Source organism: Mycobacterium sp. 663a-19 (assembly GCF_035616495.1).
GTDB lineage: Bacteria > Actinomycetota > Actinomycetes > Mycobacteriales > Mycobacteriaceae > Mycobacterium.
Genome location: NZ_JAPJAV010000001.1, coordinates 104,937 through 122,742 on the forward strand (window position 1 = coordinate 104,937; position 17,806 = coordinate 122,742).

General features: G+C 68.9%; 18 protein-coding genes and 1 pseudogene. 10 read left to right on the forward strand and 9 right to left on the reverse strand.

Annotated features, from left to right (window positions below):
- Positions 1-729 (reverse strand): DUF429 domain-containing protein, encoded by a 729-nt coding sequence (locus tag OQ968_RS00545; RefSeq protein ID WP_324673622.1) that lies wholly within the window; start codon positions 727-729, stop codon positions 1-3.
- A gap of 103 nt (positions 730-832) precedes the next feature.
- Between OQ968_RS00545 and purB the strand changes: the two genes are divergently transcribed.
- From purB to OQ968_RS00560, 3 genes are read left to right on the forward strand one after another with little or no spacing between them, the layout of a single operon-like run.
- Positions 833-2,251 (forward strand): adenylosuccinate lyase, encoded by a 1,419-nt coding sequence (gene purB / locus OQ968_RS00550; RefSeq protein ID WP_324673625.1) that lies wholly within the window; start codon positions 833-835, stop codon positions 2,249-2,251.
- Positions 2,248-3,483, forward strand: a complete 1,236-nt coding sequence (locus tag OQ968_RS00555) for a cytochrome P450 (protein ID WP_324673627.1) — start codon at positions 2,248-2,250, stop codon at positions 3,481-3,483. Before purB ends, OQ968_RS00555 begins: the two co-directional genes overlap by 4 nt.
- Positions 3,480-4,454 carry a tellurite resistance/C4-dicarboxylate transporter family protein gene (locus OQ968_RS00560; RefSeq protein WP_324673629.1) on the forward strand — a complete coding sequence of 325 codons (975 nt, stop codon included), beginning with the start codon at positions 3,480-3,482 and terminating at the stop codon, positions 4,452-4,454. Before OQ968_RS00555 ends, OQ968_RS00560 begins: the two co-directional genes overlap by 4 nt.
- On the opposite strand, the gene OQ968_RS00565 is transcribed toward OQ968_RS00560, so the two are convergent.
- Positions 4,451-5,071 (reverse strand): hypothetical protein, encoded by a 621-nt coding sequence (locus tag OQ968_RS00565; protein WP_324673631.1) that lies wholly within the window; start codon positions 5,069-5,071, stop codon positions 4,451-4,453. The two genes, OQ968_RS00560 and OQ968_RS00565, sit on opposite strands and share 4 nt — an antisense overlap.
- A 63-nt stretch (positions 5,072-5,134) precedes the next feature.
- On the opposite strand from OQ968_RS00565, the gene OQ968_RS00570 reads away from it, so the two are divergent.
- On the forward strand, positions 5,135-6,040 hold the full coding sequence (locus OQ968_RS00570; RefSeq protein WP_324673633.1) for a phosphoribosylaminoimidazolesuccinocarboxamide synthase: 906 nt from the start codon (positions 5,135-5,137) through the stop codon (positions 6,038-6,040).
- Positions 6,037-8,199, forward strand: a complete 2,163-nt coding sequence (locus tag OQ968_RS00575; RefSeq protein ID WP_324673635.1) for a S9 family peptidase — start codon at positions 6,037-6,039, stop codon at positions 8,197-8,199. The genes OQ968_RS00570 and OQ968_RS00575 overlap by 4 nt, the downstream gene beginning before the upstream one ends.
- Here the strand turns inward: OQ968_RS00575 and OQ968_RS00580 are convergent.
- Positions 8,128-8,574: a DoxX family protein gene (locus tag OQ968_RS00580; protein ID WP_324673637.1), complete on the reverse strand. Its 447-nt coding sequence runs from the start codon at positions 8,572-8,574 to the stop codon at positions 8,128-8,130. The genes OQ968_RS00575 and OQ968_RS00580 overlap by 72 nt on opposite strands.
- Before the next feature lie 14 nt (positions 8,575-8,588).
- Positions 8,589-10,211 (reverse strand): DHA2 family efflux MFS transporter permease subunit, encoded by a 1,623-nt coding sequence (locus OQ968_RS00585; protein ID WP_324673640.1) that lies wholly within the window; start codon positions 10,209-10,211, stop codon positions 8,589-8,591.
- A 114-nt stretch (positions 10,212-10,325) separates the two neighbouring features.
- Here OQ968_RS00585 and OQ968_RS00590 point away from each other — a divergent pair, with 114 nt between their 5' ends.
- Together OQ968_RS00590 and OQ968_RS00595 are read left to right on the forward strand one after the other, a co-directional pair.
- Positions 10,326-11,030, forward strand: a complete 705-nt coding sequence (locus OQ968_RS00590) for a DUF2334 domain-containing protein (RefSeq protein ID WP_324673643.1) — start codon at positions 10,326-10,328, stop codon at positions 11,028-11,030.
- 50 nt (positions 11,031-11,080) lie between these two features.
- Positions 11,081-12,748, forward strand: a complete 1,668-nt coding sequence (locus OQ968_RS00595; protein ID WP_324673646.1) for an FAD-binding dehydrogenase — start codon at positions 11,081-11,083, stop codon at positions 12,746-12,748.
- Positions 12,749-12,818: 70 nt separating this feature from the next.
- On the opposite strand, the gene OQ968_RS00600 is transcribed toward OQ968_RS00595, so the two are convergent.
- Positions 12,819-13,457, reverse strand: a complete 639-nt coding sequence (locus OQ968_RS00600; protein ID WP_324673648.1) for an MBL fold metallo-hydrolase — start codon at positions 13,455-13,457, stop codon at positions 12,819-12,821.
- Between OQ968_RS00600 and OQ968_RS00605 the strand changes: the two are divergent.
- The 3 genes and pseudogenes from OQ968_RS00605 (at position 13,434) to purQ (ending at position 15,118) form a co-directional block, all read left to right on the forward strand.
- Positions 13,434-14,160: pseudogene (locus OQ968_RS00605) on the forward strand (ATPase). The gene OQ968_RS00600 and the pseudogene OQ968_RS00605 sit on opposite strands and share 24 nt — an antisense overlap.
- 47 nt (positions 14,161-14,207) lie before the next feature.
- On the forward strand, positions 14,208-14,447 hold the full coding sequence (gene purS / locus OQ968_RS00610; RefSeq protein ID WP_324673650.1) for a phosphoribosylformylglycinamidine synthase subunit PurS: 240 nt from the start codon (positions 14,208-14,210) through the stop codon (positions 14,445-14,447).
- Positions 14,444-15,118 (forward strand): phosphoribosylformylglycinamidine synthase subunit PurQ, encoded by a 675-nt coding sequence (gene purQ, locus OQ968_RS00615; RefSeq protein WP_324673652.1) that lies wholly within the window; start codon positions 14,444-14,446, stop codon positions 15,116-15,118. Before purS ends, purQ begins: the two co-directional genes overlap by 4 nt.
- 31 nt (positions 15,119-15,149) lie before the next feature.
- Here the strand turns inward: purQ and OQ968_RS00620 are convergent, their stop codons facing one another.
- The 4 genes from OQ968_RS00620 to OQ968_RS00635 all read right to left on the reverse strand — a co-directional run bounded on the left by OQ968_RS00620 (position 15,150) and on the right by OQ968_RS00635 (position 17,783).
- Positions 15,150-15,614: a hypothetical protein gene (locus tag OQ968_RS00620; RefSeq protein ID WP_324673654.1), complete on the reverse strand. Its 465-nt coding sequence runs from the start codon at positions 15,612-15,614 to the stop codon at positions 15,150-15,152.
- A 104-nt stretch (positions 15,615-15,718) separates the two neighbouring features.
- Complete coding sequence (locus OQ968_RS00625; RefSeq protein ID WP_324673656.1) at positions 15,719-16,543, reverse strand: GntR family transcriptional regulator; 825 nt, start codon at positions 16,541-16,543, stop codon at positions 15,719-15,721.
- 68 nt (positions 16,544-16,611) lie between these two features.
- Positions 16,612-17,079, reverse strand: coding sequence for a cupin domain-containing protein (locus tag OQ968_RS00630; RefSeq protein ID WP_324673658.1), 468 nt, complete (start codon positions 17,077-17,079; stop codon positions 16,612-16,614).
- A 38-nt stretch (positions 17,080-17,117) separates the two neighbouring features.
- Positions 17,118-17,783, reverse strand: a complete 666-nt coding sequence (locus OQ968_RS00635) for a haloacid dehalogenase type II (protein WP_324673660.1) — start codon at positions 17,781-17,783, stop codon at positions 17,118-17,120.
- Between the last annotated feature and the right edge of the window lie 23 nt (positions 17,784-17,806).

The following is a 17,806-nucleotide window of genomic DNA, read 5'->3' on the forward strand; positions in this document are numbered from 1 at the left end:
CTAGGGCAGCGACGGCGTCACGATGTACCCGGTGGCGAAGTCCCCGTAGAGCGTGACATCGGCCGGGCGGCGCTCCGCGTACAACGCCACGTAGGCGCAGACGACGGCGTCGATGGGGTCCTCGGCGCGGCGCAGCTCGCTCTTGCGTTGCGCGGCGGCGACGGCCCGGCGCAGCGCGGCCCAGCCGTCGTGGGCGGCAACGCGCAGCGGGACAGCGGCCCGCGCGAGCTTCTCGACGCCGTCCATCAGCAGCAACAGCTCGGACTTGAGCCGGTCCACGCTGCGGCCGGGCTTCGCCTTGTATTTCAGCGTCCGCTCCAACCGGAACAGCGCGACCGTCGCGGCGTGCGGATAGACCTCGATGGCGCGCCGCGCAGCCGACGACCGCGGATCCAGATCGAGGCCCAGCGCCGCAGCCAGCCGGCCGCCGCGCGGGCCGTCGGCGAATTCGGGCTTTCCGGTGTTGCAGGGGTGGGCACCCGCCTGGAACCTGCGGAAGTCGCGGTTGAGCGCGGTCTCGGCGGGACGCTGGCCCGTCGGGTTGGTCACCACCAGCGGCGCATCGAAGGCGACCACGCAATCGCCACGCACATAAGGTCGCAACGCCGCCAGGATCTCGTCGTCGTCGCGGACCGCGCCGACGCTCATCAGATCACCGCCGGAGTCGACGACGGCGACGCCGGTCGGGTTGCGACCCGCCCAGGCGAGGTCGACGCCGACGAAGTACATCAGCCCAGACTGCCGCGAAACTGCAACTACCGACACCGTTACTCGGCGAATGCGTCGCCAGTCGCAGTCTCGCGGTGTTGGACGAACCGTAAGCTGTTCCTTTGTGAGCATTCCGAACGTGCTGGCCGCGCGGTATGCCAGCGCCGAGATGGTCGCCATCTGGTCGCCGGAGGCCAAGGTCGTCGCGGAGCGGCAGCTGTGGCTCGCGGTGCTGCGCGCACAGGCGGAACTGGGCGTGCCGGTGCCCGCGGAGGCGATCGCCGACTACGAACGGGTGGTCAGCGACGTGGACCTGTCGTCGATCGCGGCCCGCGAGAAGGTGCTGCGCCACGATGTGAAGGCCCGCATCGAGGAATTCAACGCGCTGGCCGGTCACGAGCATGTGCACAAGGGGATGACGAGTCGCGATCTGACCGAGAACGTGGAGCAGCTGCAGGTGCGGCGGTCGCTGGAATTGGTTTTCGCGCACGGGGTGGCGGTGGTGGCGCGGCTCGCGGAACGGGCGGTCACGTACCGCGACCTGGTGATGGCCGGCCGCAGCCACAACGTCGCCGCGCAGGCCACCACGCTGGGCAAGCGGTTCGCCTCGGCCGCGCAGGAGACGCTGATCGCGCTGACCAGGCTGGGGGAGTTGATCGACCGCTACCCGCTGCGCGGGATCAAGGGCCCGATGGGCACCGCGCAGGACATGCTCGACCTGCTCGACGGCGACGCCGCCAAGCTCGCCGAACTCGAGGGCCGCGTCGCCGACTTCTTGGGCTTCGCAACGGTTTTGACCAGCGTGGGGCAGGTGTATCCGCGTTCGCTGGACCACGACGTGATCTCCGCGCTGGTGCAACTCGGCGCCGGACCGTCGTCGATGGCCCACACCATCCGGTTGATGGCGGGGCACGAACTGGTCACCGAGGGGTTCGCGCCGGGGCAGGTGGGGTCGTCGGCGATGCCGCACAAGATGAACACCCGCAGTTGCGAGCGGGTCAACGGCCTGCAAGTGGTGCTGCGCGGCTACGCGTCGATGGCGGCGGAACTGGCGGGTGCGCAGTGGAATGAGGGCGACGTGTTCTGCTCGGTGGTGCGCCGAGTTGCCTTGCCGGACAGCTTCTTTGCCATCGACGGGCAGATCGAGACGTTCTTGACGGTGCTCGACGAGTTCGGCGCCTACCCGGCGGTGATCCAGCGCGAATTAGACCGTTATTTACCGTTTTTGGCCACCACGAAAGTGTTGATGGCGGCGGTGCGCGCCGGCATGGGGCGCGAGGCGGCACACCACGTGATTCGCGAACACGCCGTGGCGACGGCGCTGGCGATGCGGGAACGCGGCGCCGAGCCCGACCTGCTGGACCGGCTGGCCGCCGACGAGCGGCTGCCGCTGGACCGCGCCGCGCTGGACGCCGCGCTGGCCGACAAGAAGGCGTTCACCGGTGCGGCCGGCGACCAGGTCGACGACGTCGTCGCGATGGTGGACACCCTGGTGGGCCGCTACCCCGACGCGGCCAAGTACACCCCGGGCGCGATCCTGTGACTCTCGCCGGCATCGACTTCACCGATCTGGACAACTTCGCCAACGGGTTTCCGCACGAGCTGTTCGCCATCCACCGGCGAGAGGCGCCGGTGTACTGGCACCCGCCGACCGACAACACCCCCGACGGCGAGGGCTTCTGGTCGGTCGCCACCCACGCGGAAACGCTTGAGGTGCTGCGTGATCCGGTGACCTACTCCTCGGTCACCGGCGGCGACCGGCCGTACGGCGGGACGCTGCTGCAGGACCTGGCCATCGCGGGCCAGGTGCTCAACATGATGGACGACCCGCGGCATTCGCAAATCAGGCGGCTCGTCAGCTCCGGGCTGACGCCCCGGATGATCGGCCTGGTGGAGGACGACCTGCGGGCCCGGGCGCGCCGACTGCTGGACGCGGTGGTGCCCGGCGAACCCGTCGACTTCCTGGTCGACATCGCCGCCGAACTGCCGATGCAGATGATCTGCATCCTGCTGGGAGTGCCGGAGTCCGAACGGCATTGGCTCTTCGAGGCCATCGAGCCGCAGTTCGACTTCGGCGGCTCGCGCAAAGCGTCCCTTTCGCAGCTGTCGGTCGAAGAGGCCGGCTCGCGGATGTACGAATACGGCCAGCAGTTGATCGCCGCCAAGCGGGCCGAGCCGACCGACGACATGCTGTCGGTCGTCGCCAACGCGACGCTCGACGACGCGGAGGCGCCGGCCCTGTCGGACATCGAGTTGTACCTGTTCTTCAGCCTGCTGTTCAGCGCCGGGGCGGAGACCACGCGCAACGCGGTCGCCGGTGGGCTGCTGGCGCTGGCCGAGCATCCGGAGCAATTGCGCGCGCTGCGCGCCGATCTCGGCATGCTGCTGACGGCGGTGGAAGAGATGGTCCGCTGGACGTCACCGTCGCCGTCGAAGCGGCGCACCGCCACGCGCGATGTCACGCTCGGCGGGCACACGATCGAGGCGGGGCAGAAGGTGCAGATCTGGGAGGGCTCGGCCAACCGCGACCCCAAGGTATTCGACCGCGCCGACGAATTCGACATCGCCCGAAAACCGAACCCGCACCTGGGCTTCGGCCAGGGTGTGCACTATTGCCTGGGCGCGAACCTGGCCCGGCTGGAACTGCGGGTGCTGTACGAGGAACTGCTGTCGCGGTTTTCCGTCGTGCGCGTGGTGAAGCCGGTCGAGTGGACGCGCAGCAACCGGCATACCGGAATCCGTCATCTCGTCGTGGAACTGGCTGCGGGACAGTGATATTCCGGCTCGCCGATGTCGAGCCGTCACCCGATGTGTTCGCCGCGGTGATGGCGACGGGAATCCTGTCCGTCGCCGCGGCCGATCACCACTACCGCCGAATCAGCGACGCGATGGGTGTTCTCGCGTCCCTGGGCCTGCTGGTTCTCGTCGCCCTGGTGATCGTCACGCGGCGGTTCACCCACTGGGACCTGAAGGATCCCGACGTCACGCTGCGGTTGTTCACGTTCGTCGCCGCGTGTGCGGTGCTGGACAGCCGGCTGACGTCGCGGCCGGTAATGGCGCACGCGCTGGGTGTGGTGGCGCTGGTGTCGTGGCTGGCGCTGATCGTGCTCGGCGCGCGCAACATGTCGGCGCACACGTGGCCGGGGTTGCGGGACCGGGCGCACGGCGCGTGGGAGCTGGCCAGCGTGGGCACCTCGGGTCTGGCGATCGTGGCCGCCAAGGCGGCCCGGCTCGCGTCCGGGCACTGGTGGCTGGCGGTGGCCGTGCCGGTATGGGTGGCCGCGCTGTGCATCTACGGCCTGATGACCTGGCTGATCGTGTGGCGCAGCATCGCCCAGCGACAGGACCGCGACGGGTTCGAACCGGACACGTGGATCCTGATGGGCGGCTTGGCCATTGCGACACTGGCCGGCGACGGCATCCACGGCCAGGCCCCCGGCTGGCTGGCCGGGCCGGTGCTCGTCGTCACGGTGGTGACCTGGGTGGCCGCCACGCTGTGGATTCCGCCGCTGATCTACTTCGGGCTGCACCGGATCAGCCGCCGCCCCGAAATGCTGCGCTTCGCCGGCGTGTGGTGGGCGTTCGTCTTTCCGCTGGGCATGTACTCGGCGGCCAGCTACACCATGGCGGCCGCGATCGGGCAGCGGTCGCTGGTCACCGTGTCGCTGGTCTTTTTCTGGGACGCGTTGGCGGCGTGGCTGATTGTCGTCGTCGCCGGGCTGCTGCTGGCGGTGCGCGGCCGCTAGCCCGCGCGCAGCGTGATCCCGGCCGACCGCAGTTCGAGCGCGGCCAGCGCCCGGATGGTGACCGGGTCCTCGCGGCGCCACCCGCCGACCGGGTCCGGACCGATGGCGGTCAGCTTGCGCGGCGGCCGGTTGGTCAGGGCCCGCAGCGCCAGCAGTTGCTCGCCGGCCGGGGTGGCGGCCAGCGCGGTCACCGTCCGCTTGCGCCGGAAGAAGCGCAGCCGCAGGAAAAGCCACGGCACGACCGCCACCAGGATCGGGAGCGCGACGACCGCCATGGCGAGCAGCACCGCGAGCCAGCTGGCCGTGGTGGCCAGGTCGTTTCCGGCGCCCGCGATGTCCAGGGCGGCCTGGCTGGCGGCGGTGAGCGGCTTGCTGACCGCGTCGCCCACCAGCGGAATGTGCTGCGCGCCATGGCCGGCCGAGGCCAGGTTGCCCGCGATGCCGTGCGCGCCGCTTTCGACCTGCCGCCCGGCCTCGGCGATCGTCGATATCGCGTCGTAGACGGCCACGCCGACGAGCAGCCAGATCGCCGTCCACACGGCGACCGCGACGTCGCTGAACAGTTGGGCCAGCAGCCGGGCGGGCCTGGTGGAATAGGGCAACAACCGGGATGTCATAACTAAATACCAGCACAGCTCCCGGGACGGGGCCCGCCGTGCGGCGCCCGATACGCTGACCCGATGCGCCCCGCACTGTCCGACTACCGCCATCTGGCCAGCGGCAAGGTCCGTGAGCTCTACCGCGTCGACGACGAGCACCTGCTGCTGGTCGCGACCGACCGCATCTCCGCCTTCGACTACGTGCTGGACAGCACGATCCCGGACAAGGGCCGCATCCTGACCGCGATGAGCGTGTTCTTCTTCGGCCTCGTCTCGGAGCTTGACGGAGCCCCCAACCACCTGGCCGGCCCGCCGGACGACCCGCGCATCCCCGACGAGGTGCTCGGCCGCGCCCTGGTGGTGCGGGAGCTCGAGATGCTCCCGGTGGAATGCGTGGCCCGCGGTTACCTGACCGGCTCGGGGTTGCTCGACTACCAGGCGACGGGGAAGGTGTGCGGCATCCCGCTGCCGCCGGGTCTGGTCGAGGCCAGCAAGTTCACCGCGCCGCTGTTCACCCCGGCGACGAAAGCGGCGCTGGGCGACCACGACGAGAACATCCCGTTCGCCCGGGTGATCGAGATGGTGGGCGCGGTGCGCGCCAACCAGCTGCGCGACCGCACGTTGCGGATCTACGTCCAGGCCGCCGATCACGCCCTGACGAAGGGAATCATCATCGCGGACACCAAGTTCGAGTTCGGCACCGACCGCGACGGCAACCTGGTGCTGGCCGACGAGATATTCACGCCCGACTCCTCGCGGTATTGGCCGGCCGCGGATTACCGGCCGGGCGTGGTGCAGACGAGTTTCGACAAGCAGTTCGTCCGCAACTGGCTCACCAGCCCCGAGTCCGGCTGGGACCGGCACGGCTCGCAACCGCCGCCACCGCTGCCGGAGGACATCATCGACGCCACCCGTGACCGTTACATCAATGCCTACGAACGGATCTCCGGCATGAGCTTCGACGACTGGATCGGGCCGGGCGCATGACGAAGTCGGTTGCCCAGTCGCTTTCACCCCCGGTCGCCAAGCGGGTGGAGACCCGGCGGGAGCACCACGGGGACGTGTTCGTCGACCCCTACGAGTGGCTGCGTGAGAAAACAGACCCCGAGGTCATCGCCTACCTCGAGGCCGAAAACGACTACGTCGACCAGGTGACGGCGCACCTCGAACCGTTGCGGCAGCAGATTTTCAACGAGATCAAGGCCCGCACCAAGGAGACCGACCTCTCGGTGCCGACCCGTCAGGGCGACTGGTGGTACTACGCCCGCACCTTCGAAGGCAAGCAATACCGTGTGCAATGCCGTTGTGCGGTGGCCGATCCCGACGACTGGACCCCGCCGCAGCTGGACGAGGACACCGAGATCCCAGGCGAGCAGATTTTGCTCGACTCGAACGTCGAGGCGGAGGGACACGACTTCTTCGCGCTGGGCGCCGCCATGGTCAGCCTGGACGGCAACCTGCTCGCCTACTCCGTCGACACGATCGGCGACGAACGCTACACGCTGCGGTTCAAAGACTTACGCACCGGCGAGATGCTTCCCGACGAGATCGCCGACGTCGGCGCCGGCGTCACCTGGGCCGCCGACAACCGAACCGTCTACTACACGACCCTGGACGCCGCCCACCGACCCGACAAGGTGTGGCGGTACCGGCTCGGCACCGGCGAGCCGTCGGAGCTGGTGTATCACGAAGCCGACGAACGCTTCTGGCTCGGGGTCGGGCTCACCCGCAGCGAAGCCTACGTATTCATCGCGTCCGGTTCGTCGATCACCTCCGAGGTCCGCTACGCGGACGCCGCCGACCCCGGCGCGCAGTTCACGGTGGTGCTCCCCCGGCGCGACGGCGTCGAGTATTCGGTGGAGCACGCGGTGGTCGGGGGTCAGGACCGATTCCTGATCCTGCACAACGACGGCGCGGTGAACTTCACGCTCACCGAGGCGCCGGTCAGCGATCCGGCGCAACAGCGCACCCTGATCCCGCACCGCGACGATGTGCGGCTCGACGGCATGGACGCCTTCGCGGATCACCTGGTGGTCAGCTACCGGCGCGAGGCGTTGCCGCGAATCCAGCTCTGGCCCATCGGCTCCGACGGGGATTACGGTGAGCCCGAAGAGATCTCGTTCGAGTCCGAGCTGATGTCGTCCGGTCTGGCGGGCAATCCGAATTGGAAGTCGCCCAAGCTGCGGATCAGGGCCGGGTCACTCGTCATTCCCACGCGCATCTACGACCTCGACCTGGCCACCGGTGAGCGGGTCCTGCTGCGTGAGCAGCCCGTGCTCGGCGACTACCGACCCGCCGACTACGTGGAGCGCCGCGACTGGGTGCGCGCCGACGACGGCGCCATGATCCCGGTGTCGATCGTGCACCGCGCCGGCCTCGAGTTCCCGGCGCCCACAGTTCTTTACGGCTACGGAGCCTACGAGATCTGCACCGACCCGAGCTTTTCCATCGCGCGGCTGTCGCTGCTGGACCGGGGCATGGCGTTCGTCATCGCGCACGTCCGCGGCGGCGGCGAGATGGGCCGGCTCTGGTACGAGCACGGCAAGCTGCTGGAGAAGAAGAACACCTTCACCGACTTCATCGCGGTGGCAAGGCATTTGGTGGACTCGGGCCTGACCCGGCCGCGACAGCTGGTGGCGCTGGGCGGCAGCGCGGGTGGTCTGCTGGTGGGCGCGGTGGCGAACCTGGCCCCGGATCTGTTCGCCGGGATCCTCGCACAGGTCCCCTTCGTCGACCCGCTCACCACCATCCTGGACCCCTCGCTGCCGTTGACCGTCACCGAATGGGACGAATGGGGAAACCCGTTGAGCGACAGCGAAGTCTACTCCTACATGAAGTCGTATTCGCCTTACGAGAACGTCGAGAGCAAGCGCTACCCCGCCATCCTGGCCATGACGTCGCTGAACGACACCAGGGTCTACTACGTCGAGCCGGCCAAGTGGGTCGCGGCGTTGCGGCACGCGAACGCCAACGGCAACCCGGTACTGCTCAAGACCCAGATGGCGGCGGGCCACGGCGGCGTCAGCGGTCGCTACCGGGCGTGGGAGGAGACCGCGTTCCAATACGCCTGGCTGCTAGCCGCTGCCGACGGCGACCGCTACTGCCGCGGCCAGGAAGACGACCTCGATGGCGGTGCGCAGCCCTAGCCGCGTCGTCATCGACTTGGGCGGATCGGGCATCCGGGCGGCATACACGTTGGCAGGAAACATGGCCAGCATCAGCAGCAGCAGGCACACGGCCGCCGCCACTCGCGTCACGGGCAGCAACAACCCCACTGCGCCCAGCAGCTCGAGCAGGCCGGTGATGGTGACCAGGTAGCCGGGTGCGGGCAGGCGGGGCGGCACGATCGCGATGAGGTCGCGGCGCAGCTGCGGCGCGAAGTGGGCGAACCCGGTGAGCAGGAACATCGCCGCCAATCCGACGGCCAGCGCCGCCGTCCAGCCGTTGACGTAGCCGACGCCGAGCCAGCCGATGCAGCGAGCTGCGATGGTGCCCACGAGCAGCGTGATCAACGGAGCCATCTCAACCGTCCAATCTAGACACCGTCGCCGGCCGTTTGGATCGCCGGTTGCTTCGGCAGGAACACCGCGGGGATGACGGTGGACACCACCAGGACGACCGCGATGACGAACACGACCGTATAGGCGTGCGACAGGTCATGCAGCACGCTGCCGGCGAAGCCGGGGGCAAGTGCCTGCCGGGGTATCGCGGCTTGATCCACCGGCATCCCGGTGGCGGCGGCCTTCTGCTGTAGCGACGCGAGTTTGTTTGCCGCGGAGATGTTCTCGCTTCGGTTGAACTGGTTGGTCAGGATCATCGACATCAGCGCGGTTCCCATCGAGCCGCCCACCTGATGGCTGACGCTCATCAGCGTTGTGCCCCGGGCGATCTGGTGGGGCGCCAGCGCCTGCACCGACGCGACCGAGAGCGGCATCATGGTGCAGCCCATGCCCAGGCCCATGATCGCCAACCCGGCCAAAAGTGTGGGCAGGTAATCCGCCTGTCTTGCCACGCCGTAGGCGAAGGCGCCCAGCCCGGCGGTGATCAGCGCGATGCCGACCAGCACGACCTTGCCCGGCCCCTGCCTGTCCACCAGCGGCCCGGTCAGCCGCATGGTCAGCATGGCGCCGAGGCCCTGCGGGATCATGTGCACGCCGGCCTGCATCGGCGTCTGGTGCAGCACTTGCTGGAAGTAGCTCGGGAGCAGCAGGCCGGCGCCGAAAAACGCGGTGGCGAACACCAGCATCGTCACATTGGCGTGCGTGAGCACCTTGTTCTGGAACAGCCGCAGATCGATGAGCGGGTGATCCGCCCGGCGCCAAGCGTGCGCCACGAAGCCGGCGATCAACACCAGGCCGATGGCCGCCGGTATCAACACGCGGCGATCTGCCACCGTCCCGCAGCGCGGGATGGACGAGACCGCGAACAGGAACGTCGCCAGGCCGGGGGAGAGCAGCAGCACGCCGACGACGTCGAAGGTCTCCGAGCGCGCCGGGTGATCACGTGGGAACACAATGGCCGCAAGGGCGATGGTGACCAGCCCGATCGGCAGGTTGATCAGGAAGATCCACCGCCAGCTGGAGGTGTCGATGAGCCAGCCGCCCAGGATTGGCCCGCCGATGGGGGCGAGCAACATGGGGATGCTCAGGATCGACATGAGGCGGCCGAGCCGCGGTGGCCCCGCCTCGCGGGTCAAGATCATGAAGCTCAGCGGCATCAGCATCCCGCCCCCGATGCCCTGCACCATTCGAAACACGATGAGCTGCAAGATGTTCGACGCCACCGCGCACAGCAGCGAGCCCAGCGCGAACGCCAGCACGGAACCCATGAAGAGCCGTTTGGTGCCGAACCGGTCGGCCGCCCAACCCGTCACCGGAATCACCGTCGCCAACGCGAGGGTGTAGCCGGTCATCGTCCAGCCGACGACGGCTTGCGACGAACCGAATTGGTCGATGAAGGTGCGCTGCGCGACGCTGACGACGGTGATGTCCAGGATCGCCATCACCGTGGCCAGGATGCACACGCCGGAGATCCGCAACAGCCCGGCGTCCAGCTTGTCGGGATAACCGTGCACACCGGCGTCGTGCCGGGTGGGGGCGGTGGGCGGCGGGGCGTCGGCCGCCGCGGAACGGGCCTTGTCCATGGCGTTGCTTAGCATATCGAATCGATCTCCGGCGCCGATGGGCGTTTGCTGGGCCCGCGCGAATCGAAATACGCCTGCCGTCCGCGTGTCCTTCACCGTCCCGACACCTGAGGTCGGCAAACTGCAAGCGTGTCTGGAAAACTGATCGTCTCGGTCTCGGGGATCGGGGAGCCCACCCTGGGCGACGTCGAGGCGTTCTGCGCGCAAATGGACGCGCGCAGGGTGCCGGTGTCGTTGCTGGTGGCCCCGCGGCTGTCCGGCGACCACCGGCTGGACCGCGACCCGCGCACGGTCGAATGGCTGACGGCGCGGCGCGCCGGCGGCGACGCCATCGTGCTGCACGGCTACGACGACCCGGCCACCAAGAAGCGGCGCGGCGAGTTCGCCATCCTGCGGGCGCACGAGGCCAACCTCCGGCTGACCGCCGCCGACCGGGTGCTCGAGCATCTGGGACTGCGCACCCGGCTGTTCGCGGCCCCGGGCTGGGTGGTGTCGCCGGGCGTCGTCAAGGCGTTGCCCCGCAACGGTTTTCGACTGCTCGCCGACCTGCACGGGATCACCGACCTGGTCCGCCACAGCACCGTTCGCGCCCGCGTGCTCGGCATCGGCGAGGGCTTCCTGGCCGAGCCGTGGTGGTGCCGCATGGTCGTGCTGTCCGCCGACCGGATCGCCCGTCGCGGCGGCATCGTGCGCATCGCGATATCCGGCCGCCAATTGCGCAAACCGGGCCCGCTGCAGGCCGTGCTGGACGCCGTCGACCTGGCTTCGATGCACGGCTGCACCCCCACGGTGTACCAGTGGCGGCCCCACAGGGCCGTCGTCGACGCCGCATGACCCAAGCCGTCTGACTGATCGCCGGGCGTAGGCCACTACCCTGTTGCCACATGGGCGACTCTTCAGCTGACGGTTTCGCGGCGGACGCCATCGTGGTCGGGGCGGGTCTGGCGGGCCTGGTCGCCGCGTGCGAGCTGGTGGATCGCGGCCTGCGGGTGCTGATCGTCGAGCAGGAGAACAGCGCCAACCTGGGCGGGCAGGCCTTCTGGTCGTTCGGCGGCCTGTTTTTCGTCGACAGCCCCGAGCAGCGGCGCGTGGGCATCCGCGACAGCCACGAACTCGCGCTGCAGGACTGGCTGGGGACCGCGGCGTTCGACCGTCCCGAAGACTACTGGCCGCGCCAGTGGGCGCATGCCTACGTCGATTTCGCGGCCGGGGAGAAGCGCGGCTGGCTGCGCGAGCGGGGCCTGAAGATCTTTCCGCTGGTGGGCTGGGCCGAGCGCGGCGGCTACAGCGCGCAGGGGCACGGTAATTCGGTGCCCCGCTTTCACATCACGTGGGGCACCGGGCCCGCCCTGGTCGAGATCTTCGCGCGCCGGCTGCGGGACCGCTCGACCGTGCGCTTCGCGCACCGCCACCAGGTTGACGAGCTGATCGTCGAGGGCGGCGCGGCGACGGGTGTGCGCGGCACGGTGCTGGAGCCGTCGGCCGAACCTCGCGGTGTGCCGTCGTCGCGAAAGCCGGTGGGGCAATTCGAGTTCCGCGCCTCGGCGGTGATCGTGACCAGCGGCGGCATCGGGGGCAATCACGACCTGGTGCGCAAGAACTGGCCCACGCGGATGGGCCGCGTCCCCGAGCAACTGCTGAGCGGGGTCCCCGCCCACGTGGACGGCAGGATGATCGGCATCTCGCAGCGGGCCGGCGCGCGGGTGATCAACCCCGACCGGATGTGGCACTACACCGAGGGCATCACCAACTACGCCCCGATCTGGCCGCTGCACGGCATCCGGATCATTCCCGGGCCGTCGTCACTGTGGCTGGACGCGGCCGGAAATCGGCTGCCGGTTCCGCTGTTTCCCGGCTTCGACACCCTGGGCACGCTGGAGCACATCACGAAATCCGGGTACGACTACACCTGGTTCATCTTGAACGCCAAGATCATTGAGAAGGAATTCGCGCTGTCCGGTCAGGAGCAGAACCCGGACCTGACCGGGCAGAGCGTGACGCAGCTGCTGCGCAACCGGATCAGCTTCGGCGCGCCGGGGCCGGTGCAGGCCTTCGTCGACCGGGGCGTGGATTTCGTCAGCGCAAACTCGTTGCGCGAGTTGGTGACCGGCATGAACAAGCTGCCCGACGTGGTCCCACTGGATTACGCGACGGTGGAATCCGAGGTCACCGCCCGCGACCGCGAGGTGGCCAACAAGTTCAGCAAGGACGGGCAGATCACCGCGATCCGCGCTGCGCGCACGTACCTGGGCGACCGCCTGGGCCGGGTGGCGGCGCCGCACCGGTTGACCGATCCGAAAGCCGGGCCGCTGATCGCGGTCAAGCTGCACATCCTGACCCGAAAGACGTTGGGCGGCATCGAGACCGACCTGGCCGCACGGGTGCTGAAGGCCGACGGCACTCCGCTGCCCGGGCTGTACGCCGCCGGCGAGGTCGCCGGGTTCGGCGGTGGCGGCATGCACGGCTACCGGGCCCTGGAGGGCACGTTCCTGGGCGGCTGCATATTCTCCGGCCGGGCCGCCGGTCGCTCCGCCGCCGACGAAATCACCTAGCTTGTGTCGCGAGCAGACGCAAAATCCCCTTTTCGCTCGGCGTGTCGGGTACTTTTGCGTCTGCTCGCGCTTAAAAGGTGACCGCGCTTTCCTCGGGCAGCACCTGGAATTCGGTGCTGGTCATCTCGCTGAGGCGGCCGTAGTAGATGCCCCGCGCGTCGGGAGTGATGATCCCCTGGTGAATGGGTACCGCGCGGGCGGGTGCGACCGCACGCAGGTAGTCGACGGCCTCGGCGATCTTCATCCACGGCGCGGCCGCCGGAGTCGCCAGGACGTCCACCGGCTCGTCGGGCACGAACAACGCGTCACCGGGATGCATGAACCTCGCGCGGTGGTCCCCGTCGCCGACGAGATACGAAATGTTTTCCACCACGGGGATTTCCGGGTGGATGACGGCGTGTCGCCCGCCGACGGCGCGAACGGTCAGCCCACCGATGTGCAGCTCGTCGCCGACGTGCACCGCCCGGCACGGCTCGCCGAGCTGCGCGGTGGTCTGCGGATCGGCGTACAGCGGGGCGTCGGGGTTGCCCTCGAGCAGCGACGGCAGCCGGGTGATATCGATGTGGTCGGGGTGCTGGTGGGTGACGAGGATGGCGGACAGGCCGGTAATCCCCTCGAAACCGTGCGCGAACGTACCGGGGTCAAACAGCACACGCGCGTCATCGAACTCGGCGAGTAGGCAGGAATGGCCGAAATGCGTCAGTTCCATGTTTACGATTGTGCCCTGAGGGGTGATGCCGATGCGGGTGATCCTGGCGACGATGCTGGTCGCCGGCGGCCTCGCGGTGGCCCTCGTCGTCGTGGTACCCGGGCACGCGGAGCCGCAGACCTGCCCGCCGGTGTGTGACCAGATCCCCGACACCGCATGGATCCAGAAGCGCTCCGTGCCGCTGAACTCGGTGTACAACTGGCCGGCGCTGGCCGGCCTGGCGGTGCAGGTGACCGGCAGCGGGCCGCGGTTCCGGTTCGAGGAGCTCTGCGCGGCGCCGACGGTGCCGCAGGACCCGCGCGATTGGGCGGTCGCGGCCCGGGCGACCGTCGCCCACCCGGACGACCAGTGGCAGCTGCAGGCGCAGATCCTGCACTGGCGCGGTGACACCTCCCGCGGCGGCGCCGCGGCGGCCTCGGTGTTCGGTCGTGCCGTCGCCGCGCTGCGCGGCTGCCAGCAGGGGGCGCCGCAGCAGTCGCCGTCGATCACCACCGACCAGCCCAACCGGATGGCGGCCGTCGTCAGCGGACCGGTCGTCATGCACACCTACCTGGTCGCGCACGTCGCGAGCAGCACGATCACCGAGCTCACGCTGTGGTCGTCGGGTCCGCCGCAGGTACCCTGGCCCTCGATGGCGGACGATCCGGTGCTGGACGCCATGACCGCGCCGTTGTGCGAGGCCTACATCGCATCGTGCCCGTGAGCCGCCGGTAGAGTGAGCGCCGAGCGAGATCTACAGGAGGAGCGCCGGTGGCCCGGGTGTTCGTGCACGTGATGCCCAAAGCGGAGATTCTCGACCCCCAGGGTCAGGCCATCGTCGGCGCGCTGGGCCGACTCGGCCACACCGGGGTCTCAAATATCCGGCAGGGCAAGAGGTTTGAGCTCGAAGTCGACGACACCGTCGACGATTCGGAGCTTGCCGAGATCGCGGAATCACTGTTGGCGAACACCGTCATCGAGGACTGGACGATCAGCCGGGAAGCGCTGTGACCGCACGAATCGGCGTCATCACCTTTCCCGGGACGCTCGACGACGTGGACGCCGCGCGGGCCGTGCGCCGGGTCGGCGCCGAGGCGGTCAGCCTGTGGCATGGCGACGCCGACCTCAAGGGAGTCGACGCGGTGGTGGTGCCCGGCGGCTTTTCCTACGGCGACTACCTGCGGGCGGGCGCCATCGCCAGGTTCGCTCCCGTGATGACGGAAGTGGTCGCCGCCGCGCAGCGCGGCATGCCGGTGTTGGGAATCTGCAACGGTTTTCAGGTCCTCTGCGAGGCGGGCCTGCTGCCCGGCGCCCTGACCCGCAACGCGGGCCTGCACTTCATCTGTCGCGACGTCTGGCTGCGGGTGGCATCGACCGCGACGGCGTGGACCTCACGTTTCGAGCCCGGCGCCGACCTGCTGGTGCCGCTGAAGTCCGGCGAGGGCCGCTACGTGGCGCCCGCCGATGTGCTCGATGAGCTGGAGGGCGAGGGCCGGGTGGTGTTCCGCTACCACGACAACGTCAACGGCTCGCTGCACGACATCGCCGGCATCAGCTCGGCCAACGGCCGCGTCGTCGGGCTGATGCCGCATCCCGAGCATGCCATCGAGGCGCTGACCGGTCCGTCCGACGACGGGCTGGGCCTGTTCTACTCGGCGCTGGACGCCGTTCTGGTGGCCTGAGCGGAAACGCCTGCGGCGTCGCGCAATTCGCTCAGCCGGCGTCCAACACCAACGGCTGCGACGGCTGCTCGACGACCGGGGCCAACCCGCCGAAGAATTCGATCGCGGCCCCGACGGTCCGGTCGACGAAAGTGGCGAAGTCCTCGAAGGCGACGTCGCCCCGGATCCATTGCGAGCGGCGCGCGACGACACCGATGCGCTGGGGATCGGACGACGCGTGCACGATCGCGGTGACCTCGCGGTCCCGCCGATTCCACGCGTCGGCGAGATGCGTCAGCCACGGGCGGTCGGCGGCGGGGAAGAAGCAGGCGGGGGCGACCCGAATGAGCAACACGTCGTGATGCCCGGGCGCGATCTCGAGGTGAACGTGAAGCCGGCGCGGACGGGTGTTGGCGACGTAGAAGTATTCGCCGTCGTGCGCGCCGCGGAAGTACCGGCTGCCGCGCGTGCACAGGTAGCGCTCGATCAGGCTTGCGCAGAGCGGCTCACTCGTCATGGGATCAATGCTGAGGCCGGTGACTTTGCGGATCCTTTGAGCCGAGCCAGCCGGCAGCCAAGAATCTGTTGAGAATTCGCTGAGTGAGCCGGCGCGGGAATCGTTCAGCTGCGATCGCGAATCTCGACGATTCCGGCGCCGGGCTCGGGCATCGTCCGGGGCAGCGTGACGGAGAACCGGTATCGCTCGGGGCGATAGTGGAACTCCACCACCTCGACGGGTTTGTCCGCGTCGGTGTAGCTGGTGCGCTCGAGGACCAGCACCGGCGAGCCCTTCGGCAGGTCCAGCGCGGCGGCGACCTCCAGGGAGGCGCCGGCCGCGTGGATCTCGTGGGTGGCGCGGGCGATGTGGACCCCCGCCCGCTCCCACATGGTGTAGGTGGATTCCATCGCGTACCTGATCTGCGCGCCCGGCGCCTTGGACGTCAGCGGCTCGACGGCCTTGCCCAGCCCGAGCGGAAGGTAGGCCGTCATCAAGGCCAGCGGCCGGTCCCCATCGCGGAAACGCCGGTTGATGCACAGCACCTTGGACAGGCCCAGCGTCTCGGCCACCCGTTGCGGCGCCTCACCCACGCGATGCGACAGCACATCCACCTGCGGGGTGATGCCGGAGCTGGCCAGGACCTCGGTGATCGTGCGCACGCCGGAGCCCAGTTCCTGCCGCACCGGGTTCGCGACGAACGTGCCCAGCCCCTGTCGGCGAACCAGCCAGCCCTGGCGCTCGAGGATCCCCACCGCGGCGCGCACGGTCACCCGGCTCAGGCCCGAGCGTTCGATCAACTCCCGTTCGCTGGGCAGCCGCCCCCCGCGGGGCAGGCGCTGCTGAACGATCTGCGCCTTGAGCTCCTCGGCGAGCTGGGTGCTCGCGGGCACGCTGCCGCGCCTTATTCGCAGGTCGGTGCCGTCGAGATCCAACGCCCTGCCGGCCATGAGACGTATTAAAACGTCTTATGCCCGGCGGATCAAGCTTCCTGGGCCGAGCTCACCGAAATCGTTTGCTACCGAGCGTCTTTCAGTGGGTACAGCGCGGTCAGGTTGACGACGATGGCCTCCTGGGTGCTGCGCGCGATCACGACCTCCGCCGGTGTGCTCGGGTCGGGGTTTTCCTCCCGGTGCGGCAGGTAGGGCGGGATGAAGACATAGTCGCCGGGCGCGGCTGCGATGCGCACCTCCTGCGTGCCGTCGTGGAACACGAACTCCGGATTGCCGCTTCGCACATAGATCGCGGTCTCCGATTCGCCGTGATGGTGGTTGGACGACACGGCTCGGGGCAACGCGTGCGTCTCGCCCATCCACAGCTTCTCCGCACCGACCGACTTGCCGGACAGCGCCGCGAAGCGCCGCAGCCCCTCCGACTGCGCGGTGTCGGAGCTGATCTCCGACGCCCTGACGTGATGGACCCGGTCGCGCGCGGGTGTCGTCGCCGTCTCATCGAAGTCGGGGTGGAACCCGTCCGATGTCGCCATCATCGCTCCTGTCTGTCGCGCGCCACGACGCCCGGGGTTCAGCGTCGCCCGGTGATGAGCTGCCCGGCGAGCTGGCGCACGTCGGTTGCGACGAGGTCCGGTTGCGCCAGGCCGTCGACGGGCAGCGGCGGATTGCCCGGCCGGGCGATGAGGGCGCCGCTGAAGCCGACGTTCTGGGCCCCGAGGATATCCCACACGTGCGCGGCCACCATCATGCAATCGGCGGGTGCAACGCCGAGCGTTTCGCATACGTATCGATACACCGTCGGCGACGGTTTGAAGGCACGGCAGGCATCCACGCTCAACTGTAGTTCGAAGAACCTCGCCAGCCCTGAATTCTGCAGCGCGGTCGGTCCGTACGGGTTCGGTGGCGAATTGGTCAGGGTAACCAGGCGAAAACCGTTGTTGCGCAACACGGCAAGGCCTTCGGCCGCGTCCGGGTGGGCCGGCATCGTGAGCAGTCCGGTCCTCAGGCGTGCCAAGTGGCCGTCTGTGACATCTATCTCGTAGATGTCACCCAGCATGCGCAGCACACCTTGGGCGAGCGAGGAGAAGTTCACGTAGTTCTCCGCCAACGTCGCGGTCATCGAATACATGACGAGCTGTGCAAACCATTCGCGAAGCACCCGCCGATTGCCGAACAGGTCCGTGAAAAGCGGTGCCAGGGCGTCGATATCGACCAGCGTCTCGTTCACGTCGAACACGAGTACAGACGGTGGGTGCTCGG

Coding starts and splice junctions, on each gene's coding strand:
- OQ968_RS00545 (WP_324673622.1), bottom strand. CDS start 729: ATGTACTTCGTCGGCGTCGACCTCGCCTGGGCGGGTCGCAACCCGACC.
- OQ968_RS00565 (WP_324673631.1), bottom strand. CDS start 5,071: ATGACATCCCGGTTGTTGCCCTATTCCACCAGGCCCGCCCGGCTGCTG.
- OQ968_RS00570 (WP_324673633.1), top strand. CDS start 5,135: ATGCGCCCCGCACTGTCCGACTACCGCCATCTGGCCAGCGGCAAGGTC.
- OQ968_RS00575 (WP_324673635.1), top strand. CDS start 6,037: ATGACGAAGTCGGTTGCCCAGTCGCTTTCACCCCCGGTCGCCAAGCGG.
- OQ968_RS00580 (WP_324673637.1), bottom strand. CDS start 8,574: ATGGCTCCGTTGATCACGCTGCTCGTGGGCACCATCGCAGCTCGCTGC.
- OQ968_RS00585 (WP_324673640.1), bottom strand. CDS start 10,211: ATGCTAAGCAACGCCATGGACAAGGCCCGTTCCGCGGCGGCCGACGCC.
- OQ968_RS00595 (WP_324673646.1), top strand. CDS start 11,081: ATGGGCGACTCTTCAGCTGACGGTTTCGCGGCGGACGCCATCGTGGTC.
- OQ968_RS00600 (WP_324673648.1), bottom strand. CDS start 13,457: ATGGAACTGACGCATTTCGGCCATTCCTGCCTACTCGCCGAGTTCGAT.
- OQ968_RS00620 (WP_324673654.1), bottom strand. CDS start 15,614: ATGACGAGTGAGCCGCTCTGCGCAAGCCTGATCGAGCGCTACCTGTGC.
- OQ968_RS00625 (WP_324673656.1), bottom strand. CDS start 16,543: ATGGCCGGCAGGGCGTTGGATCTCGACGGCACCGACCTGCGAATAAGG.
- OQ968_RS00630 (WP_324673658.1), bottom strand. CDS start 17,079: ATGGCGACATCGGACGGGTTCCACCCCGACTTCGATGAGACGGCGACG.